Below are 16,200 nucleotides of genomic sequence, written 5' to 3' on the forward strand. Positions count from 1 at the left end.
CTCAATTGAACCTCTCTTTTATTTTATTAAGTGCATTGAATTATCAAACTCGATGCACTTAATTTTTTATTTAAAGATCGACTTATTTTTTGGTGTCCAATTGAGGAACAGCTGAACCCTGACCAATCGACAGTAAACCTGTATTGGTATAGATCCCAAGTTTGGCACGTGTATCGGTAATATCCAGATTACGCATGGTTAACTGACCAATACGATCCATTGGTGTAAACATGGAATCGCCTTTCTCCATGGTTAAACGCTCTGCTTCATAAGTCAGATTTGGAGATTCAGTATTCATAATGGTGTAATCGTTACCACGACGAAGTTCAAGTGTCACAGTCCCCGTAATCGCTTTTGCAACCCAACGCTGCGCAGTTTCACGTAGCATCAGCGCTTGTGAGTCAAACCAGCGACCTTGATAAAGCAAACGACCTAAACGCAAACCGTTAATGCGGTATTGTTCAATCGTATCTTCATTATGGATGCCAGTAACTAAACGCTCATAAGCGATATGAAGTAATGCCATACCAGGCGCTTCATAAATACCGCGAGATTTCGCTTCGATGATACGGTTTTCAATTTGATCAGACATGCCGAGACCATGACGACCACCGATACGGTTTGCTTCTAGGATAAACTCAACAGAATCTTCGATACGCTGTCCATTCAATGCAACAGGCATACCTTCTTCAAAAGTCACAGAAACCAGTTCAGGCTGAATCTCAACTTCATCTTTCCAGAATGCCACGCCCATGATTGGATCAACGATTTTGATACCTGCATCCAGATACTCAAGATCTTTGGCTTCATGCGTTGCACCGAGCATGTTTGAGTCAGTTGAATAGGCTTTTTCTTTTGACATTTTATAGTCAAAGCCGTTATCAATCAGGAATTGTGACATTTCTGCACGACCACCCAACTCATCGATAAATTGTTGGTCTAACCATGGTTTATAGATTTTTAAATTTGGATTTGTGAGCAAACCATAACGATAGAAACGTTCAATGTCATTCCCTTTATAGGTAGAGCCATCGCCCCAGATATTCACATCATCTTCTTTCATGGCAGTCACCAGCATGGTTCCAGTAACCGCACGACCAAGTGGCGTCGTGTTGAAATAAGGAACACCACCCGTGCTGATATGAAATGCGCCGCATTGAATCGCCGCAATTCCTTCTAAAGCCAGTTGTAAACGACAGTCTACAAGACGGGCTTTGACTGCGCCATATTGTTCAGCTTTCTTTGGAATGGCATCGTAGTCATCTTCATCCGGCTGGCCCAGATTTGCAGTATATGCATAAGGCTCTGCACCTTTTTGTTTCATCCACAATAAAGCTGCTGAAGTATCCAGACCACCAGAGAAGGCAATACCCACTTTTTTGCCTACTGGTACATGCTGCAAAATGGTTGCGTTATCAGTCATTGCTAATCCTAACTAACATTTGTAAAAAGACCTAAACCGATGGTCTTGAGAATTCAGAATGGCAGATATTGTAGCACTTTTTTCATTTTATTTTTTCTGATCGTTCAATATCCATCCCGAAAAATAAAAAATCGATGTCGATATTTTTAGAGGCGCTCAATTTTTCAATTTTAGTTTTTTAAGCCACTTTAACCTGATGGAAGCTTTGACTGTTTTGAAGAGTATCATTTAATCCAATAAATTGTTTCTCAATCGGGGTAAAGATATGGTCGCTACGTGCGATCAGATATAAACCAATATTGCGATATTGTTCAGGTATTTCCCGATAATATTGAATCTTATATTTTTCAATCAGTGATTTGGCCAGCATAGAAATGCCCATTCCAAGTTGCGTGAAATGAATCAAAGCTTCATGATCATAAATGTGGGTAAACTCACCTTTAGTTAAACCATAGTCTGCATAAATCTGATCCAGTGTTGTGGCATAACAGCATTCTTCAGATGCCAACAGAATATTTTGCTGATTCAAACAATCCTCAAGCCGTTCATGATTAATCACATTTTTTCCGATAATCACTAATTGGTCTTCAGCTTTTTGAATATACTGAATATTTTTTTGCTTAGGATGACCAAGCACATAAGCGATATCCAGATTTCCAGCTAATATTTCATCCTCAATAAAACCTGTTGCACCAGTTTTCATGGTAATCGAAAGCTCAGGGTAGGCCTGATAGAGTTGACTAAAAGAGGGATAAAAGCGCATGCCACCTAAACTGGTATTGGTGCCAAAGCGTAAGTTATTGTCTTGTTGATCGATTTTGTGTTCGGTTTCTTCCCACGTAAACAGCATTTTTTTATATTGACTATAAAGATGTAATCCAGATTCAGTTAACTCAACGCCTTTGGGCTTGCGAATAAAAAGTTGACGTTTGTAATGGTTTTCAATTTTCTTGATTTTGGCGGTCATGTTGGATTGTAAATAATTAAGCTTATGCGCCGCTGCGGTAATACTTTTTAATTCGGCAACAGTTACAAATGACCGGATATCGCTAATGTCAATATTCATAGAGATGCCTCAATCTGTGCAAAATAGCCAATTTAATCAGATCAAGCAGACTCTTTTAAAAAGGCATTAAAAAAAATGATGTATCTATTAAAACATAGCATTATTCATGATGTCATTTGTTTTATACACTATCACCATATTATTTGATTTGTTGAGAGACGCTCGTGAATATTCGGGTCATCAGTGCGATCGCATTATTATGTCTGGTATGGGGATCTTTATGGGGACTGGTTAAACATAGCTTGCAGGTTTTTCCACCTTTTTTATTTACTTCGCTCCGTCTGATTTTGGCTGCTGTGACTTTAATGCTGCTTCAGTTGATTTTGAAGAAATCGATTCTGCCTAAACGTGGCGAATGGAAATCCTTAATCATTTTAAGTGCGTTGGTGTGTCTGGGTTTCTATGCGACACAAATCTTTGCCATGCAATTTGTAGATTCTGGCTTGTCCGCCGTGTTGGTGTTTACCATGCCTATTTTTATTGGGATTTTGGCACACTATGTTTTACACGAACGTTTAAACAGACAAAAGGTCTTAGGATTAATTTTAGGAACATTAGGACTGATTGCGATTCTTTGGCCACAACTGTTGCATTTGAGCTGGAATCTGTCTTTAGCAGGTGAGTTACTCTTGATCGGATCGGGTTTTTTCTGGGCAATGGCAACGGTGTATATCAAAAAAAATTTTGCAACTTATGACAAAATTAAGCTAACAATCTGGCAAATGCTCATCGGTGGGATTGCGATTCTGATAGGTGCTTTAATATTTGAGCCTGTAGATATAACGGTATGGATGAATCCTTTAAACCAATCATTGCTTTTTTATATTGCTGTCATTGGAACTGGTTTTGCATTTGCCCTGTGGAACTGGATTGTGAGTCAGGTCGATACCTTTATCGCTTCGATTTCAATTATGTGTATACCTGTTTTAAGTTTATGTTTTGGTGCGTTAATCTGGCATGAACCTCTCACGATGAATATTCTGATGGGAGCTGCCTTGATTTGTTCAGGGATTGTGATGAGTTCGTTGAAATTAAAATCAAAAAATGCCCAATTTAATTATTGTTCTAAACAATCTCGATAAGAATGACCATTTCATATTGAAAGAAAGCGTTTTAACTTGGAAGCCATATTTTTTATGGCTTTTTTATTTTTTAGAATCTCTGATGAAGTACAGTAGAGATTCATTTAGGATAGGAATAAGACGGAATAACATTTTTTAAGGATCAACCGAAGTCAAAGTTGTTCAATGAACTATAGTTATCATAACGGTATGGAGCTCAGTAGAATTCCAGAATGAATAAAAGCGTTGTTTCAGCAATTCATCTTTTGTAGAGAAAATAAGATATGCTTTAGCGATGATTGACAATTTCAACAGCTAAAAAAAGATAACAAGCCATCCCAACCTATAAAAAAAGTATTAAAGTATTATGCAACAAGTTGCACCGCCAAATTCAACAAGGATTTCCTATGACTAGCTATGCACATATTTTAAAACCATTACATTTAGGTTTTACCACAATTAAAAATCGAGTTGTGATGGGATCGATGCATACGGGGCTAGAAGACCGTTTTTATAATTATCCCAAGTTAGCTGCTTATTTTGGCGAGCGGGCCAAAGGGGGGGTGGGCTTAATTATTACGGGAGGGATTTCACCGAATCGTCAAGGCTGGTTGTTACCTGCGGGTGGAACCATGAATTCATTGGCAGATATACCGCATCATCGATTGGTTACTCATGCGGTGCATAAACATGGCGGCAAGATTTTGATGCAAATTTTGCATGCGGGTCGTTATGGATATCAGCCTTTTGTGGTGTCAGCGAGTCCGATTAAATCACCTATTTCTCCGTTTAAGCCTCGTCAAATGTCGGAAAAAAATATTCTTGAAACCATTGAGGATTATGCGCGTTGCGCCAGTCTTTCCAAAAAGGCAGGCTATGATGGCGTAGAAATTATGGGTTCTGAAGGTTATTTGCTGAATCAATTTTTAAGTCGCCATGTCAATCAACGTACAGACCGTTGGGGTGGCTCAGTCGAAAATCGAATGCGTTTTGCGATTGAAATCGTCAAAGCAATTCGTGAAAAAGTAGGCGAAAAATTTATCATTAGCTTTCGTTTATCCATGCTTGATTTGGTGCACGATGGCAATACCATGCAAGAAGTGATTGCCATTGCTCAGGCACTGGAAAAAGTAGGCGTGAGCATTTTAAATACAGGAATTGGCTGGCACGAAGCACGTGTTCCAACGATTGTAACTTCTGTGCCACGTGCTGCCTTCGTGGATTATACGGCGTATGTTAAACAGCATGTTTCAATCCCTGTGATCGCGTCAAATCGTATTAATATGCCTGATACTGCCGAAGAAATTTTGGCAGCAGGCAAAGCAGATATGGTGCAAATGGCGCGACCACTCCTTGCTGATGCATTTTGGGTGACGAAAGTCGCAACCAATCGTGTTGATGAAATTAACACTTGTATTGCGTGTAATCAAGCTTGTTTGGATCACACTTTCAAAAATAAACGAGCCACCTGTCTAGTTAATCCACGGGCAGCCTATGAAACAGAATTGGTTTATGTAAAAACAAAAAAACCGAAGAAAATTGCGGTTGTCGGTGGCGGTGTTGCAGGCATGTCTGCGGCAACTGTGGCGGCAAGTCGTGGACATCAGGTGACGTTATTTGAAGCAAATTCTGAAATTGGCGGCCAATTTAATCTGGCGAAAGTGGTGCCAGGCAAAGAAGAATTTCATGAAACCATTCGTTATTTTAAAGTTCAAATTGAAAAAACGGGTGTGGATTTACGCTTAAACACACGAGTCAATCGTGAGCAATTAGAGCGTGAGGGTTTTGATGAGGTGATTGTCGCAACAGGTGTGATTCCTCGTCAGCTTAAAATTGAAGGGAGTCAATTACCACAAGTTTTATCTTATGCAGAAGTACTCAAAGGCGCTCCAGTCGGAAATAGTGTAGCTGTGATTGGTGCAGGTGGGATCGGTTTTGATGTATCTGAGTTTTTATTAAAACCAATACATCAACCTCAGCCGCAACCGTTAGTTGATTGGCAACGTGAATGGGGCATCGATCCTCAACCAGATTATATGACCGAAGGTGGTTTGCAAGCTCCGCAAATTGAAGCACCCATTCGTCAGGTTTATCTATTACAACGTAAAACGACGCCATTGGGTATCGGTTTAGGCAAAACATCTGGATGGGTACATCGTGCACAGTTGAAAAAACATGCAGTGCGTATGATGCGCGGTGTGCAATATAAAGCTGTGACTGATGAAGGACTGTGGGTTGAGCTTAATGGGTATGATCAGTTATTACGGGTAGATACTGTTATCGTCTGCGCAGGGCAAGAATCGATTAAGGATTTGATGCCAAGTGAAAATGAAGCGACACTTGCGAATTATCATATTATTGGAGGTGCAAAATTGGCTGCTGAGTTAGATGCTAAACGCGCAATTCGCGAAGGTGCAGAATTGGCTGCCCAGCTTTAATTTTTGATGAAACAATATCCAATTGAATATCAGGCACTCAAATTTTTCTTGAATAAAATGAAGTGTCTTTGTATTCTTACGCACATGGAAGCGTGGCAGAGCGGTTTAATGCACCGGTCTTGAAAACCGACGAGGGTGTGAGTCCTCCGTGAGTTCGAATCTCACCGCTTCCGCCAAATATTTAAATAAGCCCTTGTTTTTACAAGGGCTTGTTTTTTATCTATGATTTTACCCCTCAACCTACCCCTCATCAAACATTGGATTAGGTGATATCTAAAGAGACATCTTTTTACTTATTTGGACATCATATTAGTTGAAAGAAAATTTCTAGTAGAATTCCAAACTGATTTTAAGGTGGGGAATTTTGCAAATATCCACTTTGGTCTTATGCTTGAATGGTCTGTTGTATTTGGTTTTTTACTGTTGCTTATCTTTACTTTCATCTTGGATGAGTTTTCTTGATCTTATACATTCTGTTTATGAGATTTTATCGATTCATAATTATGGGCAGACTGTAAAAAAATAAATCTACCCATATTCTTTAGATGCTTGTAAGTGATGTTAAACCCATAAATTTGATGATACTGGTATATCATACGGACTGTTAAGTTGTCTGCATCCTTACAGATTGATGATCTCATATAAATTTTCTGGTGATAAATTTTTCACCATATCATTTAGACCTTTACTTAGACTTGCTTTACTAAATGTATGTTCATAAAGTATGTCCCTCATACCACAAGTGATAAATATTGTTGCTTTTTTAGGCTTTATGGTTTTTATATCTTTATCATTTTCAAGTAATTCATAAAGCGTTTGGAACAAATCGGAAAAATAATCCATGCCTGTATGATTGATTGAGTTGCGACGATCTTGATTGATAGCATTCTCAATTATAGTTTGGTTTGCAGAGCCGTGAATTTCACTTAGCATAAATTTAGAATAATTCGCTGATTCAAACTGCTGGATGTTACCCTTGTTGATCTTTGTTTCAAAAATTTTATCGTAGTAAATCAGGCTGATTAGCGCAGTAAGAATTGCATCAGCTCTTTTGAGTACTTCAAGTGAATTTGCACAATCATCTAAAATGATGCTCAAGCTATGAATTTTTTCAGAAACCTTATTGTCAATAATAGGCTGGGCATCTGTCCCATTTCTCTGATTATCTAATCTTGTAGCCATAAATTCATGTATAAATTTACTTAAAAGCACAGGCAGATTGCTAACATCCTCTTCTAGATTTAGATGAAGATTTATGAACTTTGAAGGTGGCAAATTGGCATCTAACGGAGAGCATCCAATAAATGATTTTGTGGACTTCTGTAGTGGTGTACCATAAATTTTCAATCCTTTAATTGCATTCCTAACTTCGTGATATGAAGGGACTTGAGTTATATTTGTGCCTTTTATATCTTTGCTATTCTTAAAATTATGATATTCAATATAAATTTTAAGATAATCCAAAAATAGAGATTTAATATCCCAGAATGGTAACAAGTCAGGTAAGAAATACTTTTCGTTCAAAATACGTTTGAGGTTTGTCGAAAAATTGGGGAATTGTGTCCATTCTTCATAACTTTTGATGTTTTCCCAAAATATGCAATAAAGTTCTTCAAATATTGATGTTAGTTCATCTGGTTGAAGTAAATGGTTTAACAAAAATATATCTTCATCCACTAATTGCCTTGTTTGACAATATCCCATTACATGGTTGAGTAACTGTCTGCCAAAGACAATTATCTCTACTTCAATCTTGATTTGCTCAATAGGTAGTGACTTTCTTTCTTTATATTTTTCAGTTAGCAGGTTGACCAGTTGCCTCAATATTACATCCCTAATACGTATTAACTCGTTATACAGATTTGGGAAAGTTGCTTGAAACTCTCTTGCTTTTACAGCTTGCTTTACTAATTTTTGCATTACAGGGTGAGCTATTCTGTAAATTTCATGATCGAAGACGGGATTACTCATTTAAATACGCTACTTAACAATTGTGAATCTTGTTTTGCTGATGTTTCTGAGGATTCTAGAGCATATTTATATCCGAAGACATCCACATCAGGTTTAAATCGGAGTAAACAATGCAAACCTCAGAAACCAAAAAAAATCAGATTCTTAGAATGAAAGGAGTAACAGAATTAGTCTGTTTAAGTAAATCAAGTCTGTATGACAAAATGAACCCGAAATCCAAGAGATATGATTCGTCTTTTCCTCGTCCGATTAGATTGGGACTATCAGCCGTTGGTTGGTTAGAGCAGGACATAATTGATTGGATCAATTCAAAAAAAAGCTAACCAGATTAGCAAGATATCTTTACAACTCTCACATACCCTATTAACCCTTATAACACTGTAATTCCTTGATTTCGAGGTCATGGGATTACAGTGATTTTTACGCCTGACCATTTGTGTTACTTATATGATCAGTATATCTAATAATATTAATTATTATATAAATTGACTTAATTAACAAATTGTTAGGTGTAATTACGTACAGAGAAGTTCATTATTATGAATCAATCATCCTATCTTATGAGTAATAATCAAACACCTGCTTTAGCACATGAATACTTAACACAAGTACCTGAACACTTTCTAAATCAGCAGACTGAAATAACTGATACTGATTCATCTAATCAGCCCATTCAGATTACAGCACCATTGGAAGAGCAACAGTCTTTACTCAATTCAATGTATGAAGAATGCTTCAATGCAGCAGACGATCAGCATTCAAGCTCATTGGCATTGGATTACTTATTAGATTTCAACACTGAATATAACCAATATGAAATTCGATCAAATCCTGAAGCTGAGAAAATATTCTCAGAAATTGAATTAGTAAAACAAATCTTAAAACACAACTATGTGCAGGCTTATCGTAAGATCAAAGGCACTCTGTATCATGGATGGTATGAGCCTATTGATAAAAAATTCATTGAATTATTAAAGCAAATACTCATCCAAGGGTTTGATCCTCTAGAGCATTATGATTGTGAGCATCATAAGATTGTTATGCAAGCGTATAACGAAATTCTAAAGGGTTATTTTCATGCTGATTTTTATCTACATTACCCCAATGATATTATTCAGCTAAGAAATACTGATGGAACAATAACTTCAATTTGTTATGCAGAATTAATTAATCTATTCATTGAACGTTTGTATTTGCTAACTCAAGAAAAGGAATTCAAATACCAACAGAAAAAACGAAGGGAACGTTCCCAATATCAGCAAAAGGTCGCTACAGAATGTGTAGATACGATACTGGCTAAACATTCGAGAATTGTCATTGCTCGTGTCGATTTTCGTTATGGAAAAACACAAAACCCTGAACTTGCCCAAGTCAAAGCAGATTTAATCACATGCCTTCGTTATTTAAAGCGTACTTCAAATTTACGTATATTGGGCTATCTATGGAAATTGGAATTTGCCGAAAAAACGGGCTATCACTACCACTGTTTTTTCTTTCTCGATGGTCGTAAACACTCACAGGACATTAAGTTAGCACAACAGATTGGTGAGGTCTGGAAAAGAGTGATTGGTGATGAGGGGACTTACTATAATTGCAATATTGATGCTCACAATGGCAAATACAAAGATGTCGGTATTGGCACCTTACATCGCAGTGATAAACAAAAATACGAGTATTTGATTAAAGCCATCCGTTATATAACCAAAAGAGACCAATTCATTGTGCATAAAAGGATTAAGCAGGATGAAGAGAATGAGCAAAACCTTAGAAATGATAAAGCCTACTTCATACGTGTATTTGGTAAAAATATTGCTAAGGATGTTGCGATAAAAATGGGTAAATCTCTTAAAAATACTGGTCAAAAGGAGGCATGAAATGACTCATTATTCAGCGACTCCTCAAGCACACTATATACCGCAGACACCAATTATCCCATTCATGCTGGATGTTAATACTCATTTGTTCTTAGGACAGAGTATTCAAAATGCAGCTCAAATTGAAAATGGGAAACTAGCGGTTATGGATAAACGATCACCCAAATGTTTGGATAAGAATTATCGTATATTTTTAAATTCTCTACCTTGGCTGCATTATCACCGTTTGGTATTACATGGATTTCAACTAAATCCTTATTGGGCTGCAATCTTTGATACAGTAGGCTTTTCTCATTACGGTAATATGAATTACCTTGTAGAGAATGCAGAGCTTATTCATGATCAATTTAAACATAAGTTTCTGAAACGACGGATTGCACTGGAATATACAAAATTTATTGAACCAATTAATGAAAGTATTAAATTCCAAAAGGCATTGTTTAAACGTTGTCTAGACAAACATAAGCAGATCAATTGTATGATCTATGATTTACCTTGTATGTTTACTATTCCCTTACAATTTGATGCCGAAGTTAAATTACCAAAACTTGCTAGTAAATGGCTGGAAAGATTACATCAATCCGAAGAATTAGCTGGCAAGCTGTATGATGTGCAATGGCGTATTGTGAAATCACTGAATGGATTTTATTCAGTCCATGCCATCATTTATGTGATTGGTGATGAGTGTAAATATTCTGATTTTATCTTACGGGTATGGAGAGGGGCTTGTTTACACAAGGGACATGAGCTTGTGCAAGGATCACCTTATTTGGTTTGGGAAAAACACTGTTACTTTGCGGACAGTGATATGCGTAGCTACTGGAGTAAACAGCTTGAGTTTCTAAATGGCCCCCTCAAACTTTATCGGTATATGAGTCAGCATATTTCCTATTTATGGCAAAGCTATACAGGGAATATCCCTGCTAAGTAAACTTTTCAAATATAAGGCGCTCTGATTAGAACGCCTTTTTTATGCTTGTATAAATCGCTGTGATTAAATCTCTAAAAATTATAGGTATAGGTCAAACCACTGTTGGTGGTGATGGTCACTTCACGGACATATTCAGCGGAACAGCCCAAGTAGACTTTTGCCACTGAGCCATAGCGCATATTTTGGTAATCGTAAGTGCCTTTGCTTCTGCAATTACCACGGTTGATTAAAACCCCTGTGATGGTGGTTGGCGCATCGTTCAAGGACATGATGTTTAACAAATCGGTATAGCCTGTCATGGAGTATTGTGATTCTTCACGACGGACACGGACTTCAAATTGTTCTTGTACAGTGGGTTCAGTCCCTTCCTCAGCATTATATGACTCATCTTCCAGAAAGGATTTATCAACGGCTGGAAAATCATCTTCAGATTGAGGCGGAGTTTCAGTCGCATCAGCAGTGCTATGCTCACTTGTTTGAGTTGGGGTATCCTTTGGTTTTGGTGCATCGTTACCTGAATTACACGCAGTTAAAGTCAGTAGCAACACACTGGATAAAACAATCGATGGAATAAAATTCATTACACATGCCTATATTTAATCGAATATTGTGATCTACAGGGTTGGGTGAAAGCCCAACTCTGTGTATTTAATTGTTTGGTCAATCAATTTTTTACTTTTTATAAAAGTGGGAATTACTCATCGATCTTTTTAAATACCTTTTCGATCGGCGTGTAGTTTTCCAAGCTAAAATCAAAAGGAATTGGCTTTTTCAGTGTCACATCAAATTGCTTTAATCGAGCATTTTCTATGCCGTTGAAATGTTTGCGTTGAAAGGACATGGTGCTCGGTTCAAGGATGGCAATCGGTTCATTCGCAGAATCAGCTTGAGTGTTGTTGGCCTGATAAATGACTAAGCTCTCTAATTCCAATTTATGATTATTGAAGTTAAAAATGTAACCGACATACTTCTGTCCACCAGCCGTAATAATATTTTGTGCTAACTCTGGCGTGGATGGGGCTGTGAAATTCACAATAAGATCAGATGCGAAATTCATATTCTCAAAATGTAATTGTTTCGAATCAGCATCGTAATAAACAAAATTATCAATCGGACCATTTGGTCGATCATTCGGTGTATAGCTGCTTGGCATAAACAGACTTTGACCAGACGTAGCATTTAAACTGAGTTCTAAAAGCTTCAAGTCATAATTTAGATGGGCATTTTTAGTATCCAACTCATTTTGAAGTGTCTGAATACGTTGTTGATATTGTTCTGTACTCTCAAATTGATCTTTTTGTGGTGGAGTCACCTGCATTGTCGATCTTATATAATTGATTGCCGTATCATGCGCTGCACGCAAAGAATAGTCATCACCTAAAGCAAAAGTGAATGCAGGAAACTGTTGATCAGTATGTCCGATCACTAAAACTTGATTGTTTTTTAAAGCCAGCACATTTCTTAAATCATTGAGAATGGACTGGAAATACACGCAGTTTGCACAATAATCTGCAACATCGTCATTTTCAGCAAACATCTGCAATCCATAGATGGTTTTATACGGTGGATAAAAGGAAAAATACCCCTCATCTTTGATGAGTTCCTGAAAGTCTTCTCCAGTCTTTGTTAGCGGAGGTGTAATTTTATTGCGAGCGATAATCAAAGGAGAAGAAACAGCCTGTGCAGGGACAGCATCATTCAATGACATGTTTTCAATCTTTTGAGATAGTTCTTTATTCTCTACATCATCTTGTTGTGGTTTTGAGCAGCCGACCAACGCAAGGCTGGTGAGCAGCGCAATTGAAATGTATTTCATCCTATTATTTTCCCCATCCAATATTTTTTAAGTTTTTAAAAATGAATTATGAAATTGCCTGTAATTTCAAATACATTTTGCTTGGCTGTCATAGGCTCTAGCGATGCTGTTACTGAGCACAATAAGGACAACCAAAATAAGCTGTGCGATGAATTTCATGATTTTTATCCAGCACAAAACACCACTGACCAAAATGGATGCAGCAGTTAATTGATGCCTTGAGTCAATCAGGACACAGTGAAAGCGTGTGATAAATGAATTGGAATAAAATGCCTGAGAGGCAGAGAAAGTGCAGGGGAATAATAAAGCACAGTAAATTGCGTCATGGTTGACTCCTAGATGAATTAGAAGTTCTACCGAATCACTGTCAATTGATTATGGTGGCAGAACGAAAAGGGGTTGACAGACTGGACATCTAGAACCAGCACGCGCGAACGCGTCCCCCTCCCGTTCTACCGCAAAGGGGGACGAGAAGGTTTTTACACATACAAAGAATACTCAGATGAATAAACTCCGATGCGCTAGATGAGCGGTCTGTCAAAACCGACTGACAATGTAGGTCAGCCCTTGCATCATAATCGCTGCTAAAAAACAGGTCAATTGATCTGTTTAATCATCATTCAAAAATTGCCTAAAACTGATGAAAAAAAACGCATTCTAAAAAAATACAAATACATAGCATCTAATTGAGAACAGTGTTTCTCCATTTGAGATAGCACCAATACATGCTTCAGCTACATTGCAATCATTTTGCCTGCTTCCCCAGCAGGTTTTTTTATTCATTTACAGGAAATACCACAATGAGTTTGCCATGTCCTTATTGCCAGTCCCGAGAGACGGTACTGCTTGAATCAACCCAACATTTACCCAGTACCTCAACCAATAACCCCATTTCCAATAGTGTGATGTCACCGATGGCACTTGCCACATTAGGAGTGAGTGTTTCCAAAAGCCTGAATATTCCTCCAATTGCAGGTGCAATCGTTGGGGTACTGATTGGCGGTATCTGGATGTTGATCACTGAAGATGAACAGCAACAACCGCTTCACCCAACTTATCGCAAACAGTATTACTGCAACAACTGTGACCGCAGCTTTAGCCCGAATTTACGCAATTAAGTATTTAGCAAAATTTAAATCGAACCCTTTTACCCATTCAAAATCGATACAGGAATTATTCTTATGGCACATTTAGTTGAAACTATGGCATTCACTGGACAAACCCCTTGGCATGGGTTAGGCAATGAACTCACACCAAACCAACCCATCGAGGTTTGGGCACAACAAGCAGGCATGGACTGGCGGATAGAATCCTCGGATGTCAATTACATGGCACAGAATGAACGTGGACAAAGCATCATCATGCCTTTTGAAGAACAACGAGTGCTTTACCGTTCAGATACGCATGCACCTTTATCCGTGGTCAGCCAACGCTTTCAAGAAGTCCAACCGATGGAAATCCTACACTTCTACAAAGACCTGACGGAGCAATCAGGCTTTGAACTGGAAACCGCAGGGGTACTGAAAGGTGGCAAGAAATTCTGGGCATTAGCCAAGACTGGACAGACTTCAGCACTCAAGGGTAAGGATGTGAGTAATGGCTATATTCTACTAGCGACGGCTTGTGATGGCACTCTAGCAACCACTGCACAGTTCACCAGTATCCGGGTGGTATGTAACAATACTTTGGCAATTGCTCTCAAAGGACAAAATACCAGTGCAGGTGTGGTTAAAGTCCCACACAGCACTCGTTTCGATGCTGAGAAAGTTAAACAACAGTTGGGTATTTCAGTCCGTGCATGGGATGAACACATGTATGAAATGAAACAACTGAGCCAGCGTAAGGTAACTCAGCAGGAAGCAGCAGCCTTCTTTGATGCGGTGTTTAACAATACCAACCTAACTATGGCTGAACAAGATGAAAGCATCATTCAGTTCTATCGAAATGCTGCTATGCCAAACCAAGGCATCAACACCCCAACCAAAGCGGACAATAAAACCGAGCCAAATGGACGTGCCATGTCGAAAGTCATGACCATGTTTAACGGACATGGACGTGGTGCAGAACTGAGTTCAGCCAAGGATACCGCTTATGGATTATTGTGCAGCATCACCGAGTTCTGTGACCATGAACGTCGAGCGATGAGTACCGATCATCGACTCGATTCAGCATGGTTTGGTGCAGGGGCTGCCATTAAACAGCGTGGTCTGGAACAGGCATTGAGAATGATTGCCTAAATTCAGTTTCAATTAAGCCAGCTCCATTAGCCTAAGCATACAGTAACACCGTACAAGCACAGCAACACCTTTAGCCGCACCCTCATGCGGCTTTTTTATGCCCAAAATTCAGCTTTTACGATTTTATCGATACAGGAATAATTGCAATGAATAGTCATACTCAAATTCAAAACACGCTAAATAACCCACCACTACAACCCTATTTACCGAATCTAAATCAATCCATTCAGCAGATTGAGGTGGGAACCCGAACCAAACGAGATCGACCGAATACGCAACCACGAAAGACCAAAGCCCTTACAGCAAAAAGACTTGCCAACACCAAACAGATGAACTATCAACAATGGTTAGAAGTCAGAAAACAGGGTATTGGCAGCAGTGATGCAGCAACGGCCTGTGGACTGAATCCCTATATGTCGATGCTGGAACTGTGGATGATCAAGACAGGGCGGATGCAACAAAACATCGAGGATGAAAGTGCAGGTTACGCACCCTTGTACTGGGGAAAAAAGCTAGAACCTTTGGTGGCTGAATACTACAGCATGCACACCAATCATAAAGTCCGTCGAGTTAATGCAGTATTGCAACACCCTGATGAAGACAAACAGTTTATGTTGGCGAACTTGGATTATGCTGTAGTCGGTAATGAAGAAGTGCAAATTTTGGAATGTAAAACCGTGGGGGAATATGGCGCAAAACTATGGCGAGATGGCGTGCCTTTATATGTGCTGTGTCAGGTACAGCATCAATTGGCAGTGACAGGTAAACAGGCAGCGCATATTTGTGCCTTGATCTGTGGGCATGAAACCAAAATCTATAAAGTGACTCGTAATGAAACTGTGATTCAGCACATCATTAATGCGGAACGTCATTTCTGGCAATGTGTCGAAACAGGTATTCCACCCAGTGTAGATGCTTCGGATTCAGCAGCTAAAGCCTTGCAACAACTTTATCCTGAACAGATTCCATTAACAGTAGAAGACCTGACCCAAAATGAACAAGCTAATTATTTGTTTAATCAGTTACTAGAGGAGCGACATAAAGTTGAACAACACCAGCAGTATTTTGATGAACTGAAACATCAACTACAAATGATGATGAAAGAAGCAGAGCGAGCGGTATTTACAGGTGGTTCAGTCACATGGAAGAAATCACAAGACTCAATCAGCCTAGACAGTAAATCATTGCTTAAACAGCATCCTGAATACCTACAGCAATTTCCCCAAACCAAAGCAGGAACACGACGCTTTCAGATTTATCCGAATGGTGGATAGGGCTGATACCCAAGTAACCCATTTCAATTTAACTAACACCCCAACCAACTGATCCCATACCCCAAACAAGTATGGGATTTTTTATGCCCAAAATTTATTTATCCAAATT

Annotated in this window: 13 protein-coding genes and 1 tRNA gene; 9 read left to right on the forward strand and 5 right to left on the reverse strand. The window is 38.7% G+C overall.

Going from position 1 to position 16,200, the window contains the following annotated elements; all coding sequences use genetic code 11:
- Positions 1-82: 82 nt before the first annotated feature.
- Positions 83-1,423 carry an argininosuccinate synthase gene (gene argG, locus I6L31_RS15025; RefSeq protein ID WP_005003179.1) on the reverse strand — a complete coding sequence of 447 codons (1,341 nt, stop codon included), beginning with the start codon at positions 1,421-1,423 and terminating at the stop codon, positions 83-85.
- A gap of 178 nt (positions 1,424-1,601) precedes the next feature.
- Positions 1,602-2,489, reverse strand: a complete 888-nt coding sequence (locus I6L31_RS15030; RefSeq protein ID WP_005003182.1) for a LysR family transcriptional regulator — start codon at positions 2,487-2,489, stop codon at positions 1,602-1,604.
- Between the two features lie 164 nt (positions 2,490-2,653).
- Here I6L31_RS15030 and I6L31_RS15035 point away from each other — a divergent pair, with 164 nt between their 5' ends.
- The 3 genes from I6L31_RS15035 (at position 2,654) to I6L31_RS15045 (ending at position 6,164) form a co-directional block, all read left to right on the forward strand.
- Positions 2,654-3,571, forward strand: a complete 918-nt coding sequence (locus tag I6L31_RS15035) for a DMT family transporter (RefSeq protein ID WP_005003184.1) — start codon at positions 2,654-2,656, stop codon at positions 3,569-3,571.
- Between the two features lie 386 nt (positions 3,572-3,957).
- Positions 3,958-5,988, forward strand: a complete 2,031-nt coding sequence (locus I6L31_RS15040) for an NADPH-dependent 2,4-dienoyl-CoA reductase (RefSeq protein ID WP_005003186.1) — start codon at positions 3,958-3,960, stop codon at positions 5,986-5,988.
- An 86-nt stretch (positions 5,989-6,074) separates the two neighbouring features.
- A tRNA-Ser gene (locus tag I6L31_RS15045) sits at positions 6,075-6,164 on the forward strand.
- A gap of 445 nt (positions 6,165-6,609) precedes the next feature.
- Here I6L31_RS15045 and I6L31_RS15050 read toward each other — a convergent pair.
- A complete protein-coding gene (locus tag I6L31_RS15050) occupies positions 6,610-7,959 on the reverse strand; it encodes a hypothetical protein (protein ID WP_004801557.1) in 1,350 nt (449 codons plus the stop codon).
- 149 nt (positions 7,960-8,108) lie between these two features.
- Here I6L31_RS15050 and I6L31_RS15055 point away from each other — a divergent pair, with 149 nt between their 5' ends.
- The 3 genes from I6L31_RS15055 (at position 8,109) to I6L31_RS15065 (ending at position 10,764) form a co-directional block, all read left to right on the forward strand.
- Positions 8,109-8,282 (forward strand): helix-turn-helix transcriptional regulator, encoded by a 174-nt coding sequence (locus I6L31_RS15055; RefSeq protein WP_228127864.1) that lies wholly within the window; start codon positions 8,109-8,111, stop codon positions 8,280-8,282.
- A gap of 216 nt (positions 8,283-8,498) precedes the next feature.
- A complete protein-coding gene (locus I6L31_RS15060) occupies positions 8,499-9,833 on the forward strand; it encodes a YagK/YfjJ domain-containing protein (RefSeq protein WP_004699698.1) in 1,335 nt (444 codons plus the stop codon).
- A 1-nt stretch (position 9,834) separates the two neighbouring features.
- Entirely contained in the window at positions 9,835-10,764 is a 930-nt protein-coding gene (locus I6L31_RS15065; protein ID WP_004699700.1) for a hypothetical protein, read from the forward strand.
- Between the two features lie 71 nt (positions 10,765-10,835).
- On the opposite strand, the gene I6L31_RS15070 is transcribed toward I6L31_RS15065, so the two are convergent.
- Complete coding sequence (locus I6L31_RS15070) at positions 10,836-11,345, reverse strand: hypothetical protein (protein WP_004699703.1); 510 nt, start codon at positions 11,343-11,345, stop codon at positions 10,836-10,838.
- A gap of 113 nt (positions 11,346-11,458) precedes the next feature.
- Complete coding sequence (locus I6L31_RS15075) at positions 11,459-12,580, reverse strand: putative periplasmic lipoprotein (RefSeq protein WP_005003187.1); 1,122 nt, start codon at positions 12,578-12,580, stop codon at positions 11,459-11,461.
- An 800-nt stretch (positions 12,581-13,380) separates the two neighbouring features.
- Between I6L31_RS15075 and I6L31_RS15080 the strand changes: the two genes are divergently transcribed.
- The 3 genes from I6L31_RS15080 to I6L31_RS15090 all read left to right on the forward strand — a co-directional run bounded on the left by I6L31_RS15080 (position 13,381) and on the right by I6L31_RS15090 (position 16,091).
- Positions 13,381-13,698 carry a hypothetical protein gene (locus I6L31_RS15080; RefSeq protein WP_004801552.1) on the forward strand — a complete coding sequence of 106 codons (318 nt, stop codon included), beginning with the start codon at positions 13,381-13,383 and terminating at the stop codon, positions 13,696-13,698.
- 63 nt (positions 13,699-13,761) lie between these two features.
- Positions 13,762-14,817, forward strand: a complete 1,056-nt coding sequence (locus I6L31_RS15085; protein WP_004801549.1) for a DUF932 domain-containing protein — start codon at positions 13,762-13,764, stop codon at positions 14,815-14,817.
- 146 nt (positions 14,818-14,963) lie between these two features.
- Positions 14,964-16,091 carry a YqaJ viral recombinase family nuclease gene (locus I6L31_RS15090; RefSeq protein WP_004801545.1) on the forward strand — a complete coding sequence of 376 codons (1,128 nt, stop codon included), beginning with the start codon at positions 14,964-14,966 and terminating at the stop codon, positions 16,089-16,091.
- The last annotated feature ends 109 nt before the right edge of the window (positions 16,092-16,200 follow it).

Source organism: Acinetobacter septicus (genome assembly GCF_019355975.1).
Classification (GTDB): Bacteria; Pseudomonadota; Gammaproteobacteria; order Pseudomonadales; family Moraxellaceae; genus Acinetobacter; species Acinetobacter ursingii.

What these genes read in the sequence shown, in the direction of transcription:
- argG (WP_005003179.1), bottom strand. Translation starts at nt 1,423, where the DNA reads ATGACTGATAACGCAACCATTTTGCAGCATGTACCAGTAGGCAAAAAA.
- I6L31_RS15030 (WP_005003182.1), bottom strand. Translation starts at nt 2,489, where the DNA reads ATGAATATTGACATTAGCGATATCCGGTCATTTGTAACTGTTGCCGAA.
- I6L31_RS15040 (WP_005003186.1), top strand. Translation starts at nt 3,958, where the DNA reads ATGACTAGCTATGCACATATTTTAAAACCATTACATTTAGGTTTTACC.
- I6L31_RS15050 (WP_004801557.1), bottom strand. Translation starts at nt 7,959, where the DNA reads ATGAGTAATCCCGTCTTCGATCATGAAATTTACAGAATAGCTCACCCT.
- I6L31_RS15055 (WP_228127864.1), top strand. Translation starts at nt 8,109, where the DNA reads ATGAAAGGAGTAACAGAATTAGTCTGTTTAAGTAAATCAAGTCTGTAT.
- I6L31_RS15060 (WP_004699698.1), top strand. Translation starts at nt 8,499, where the DNA reads ATGAATCAATCATCCTATCTTATGAGTAATAATCAAACACCTGCTTTA.
- I6L31_RS15065 (WP_004699700.1), top strand. Translation starts at nt 9,835, where the DNA reads ATGACTCATTATTCAGCGACTCCTCAAGCACACTATATACCGCAGACA.
- I6L31_RS15070 (WP_004699703.1), bottom strand. Translation starts at nt 11,345, where the DNA reads ATGAATTTTATTCCATCGATTGTTTTATCCAGTGTGTTGCTACTGACT.
- I6L31_RS15075 (WP_005003187.1), bottom strand. Translation starts at nt 12,580, where the DNA reads ATGAAATACATTTCAATTGCGCTGCTCACCAGCCTTGCGTTGGTCGGC.
- I6L31_RS15080 (WP_004801552.1), top strand. Translation starts at nt 13,381, where the DNA reads ATGAGTTTGCCATGTCCTTATTGCCAGTCCCGAGAGACGGTACTGCTT.
- I6L31_RS15085 (WP_004801549.1), top strand. Translation starts at nt 13,762, where the DNA reads ATGGCACATTTAGTTGAAACTATGGCATTCACTGGACAAACCCCTTGG.
- I6L31_RS15090 (WP_004801545.1), top strand. Translation starts at nt 14,964, where the DNA reads ATGAATAGTCATACTCAAATTCAAAACACGCTAAATAACCCACCACTA.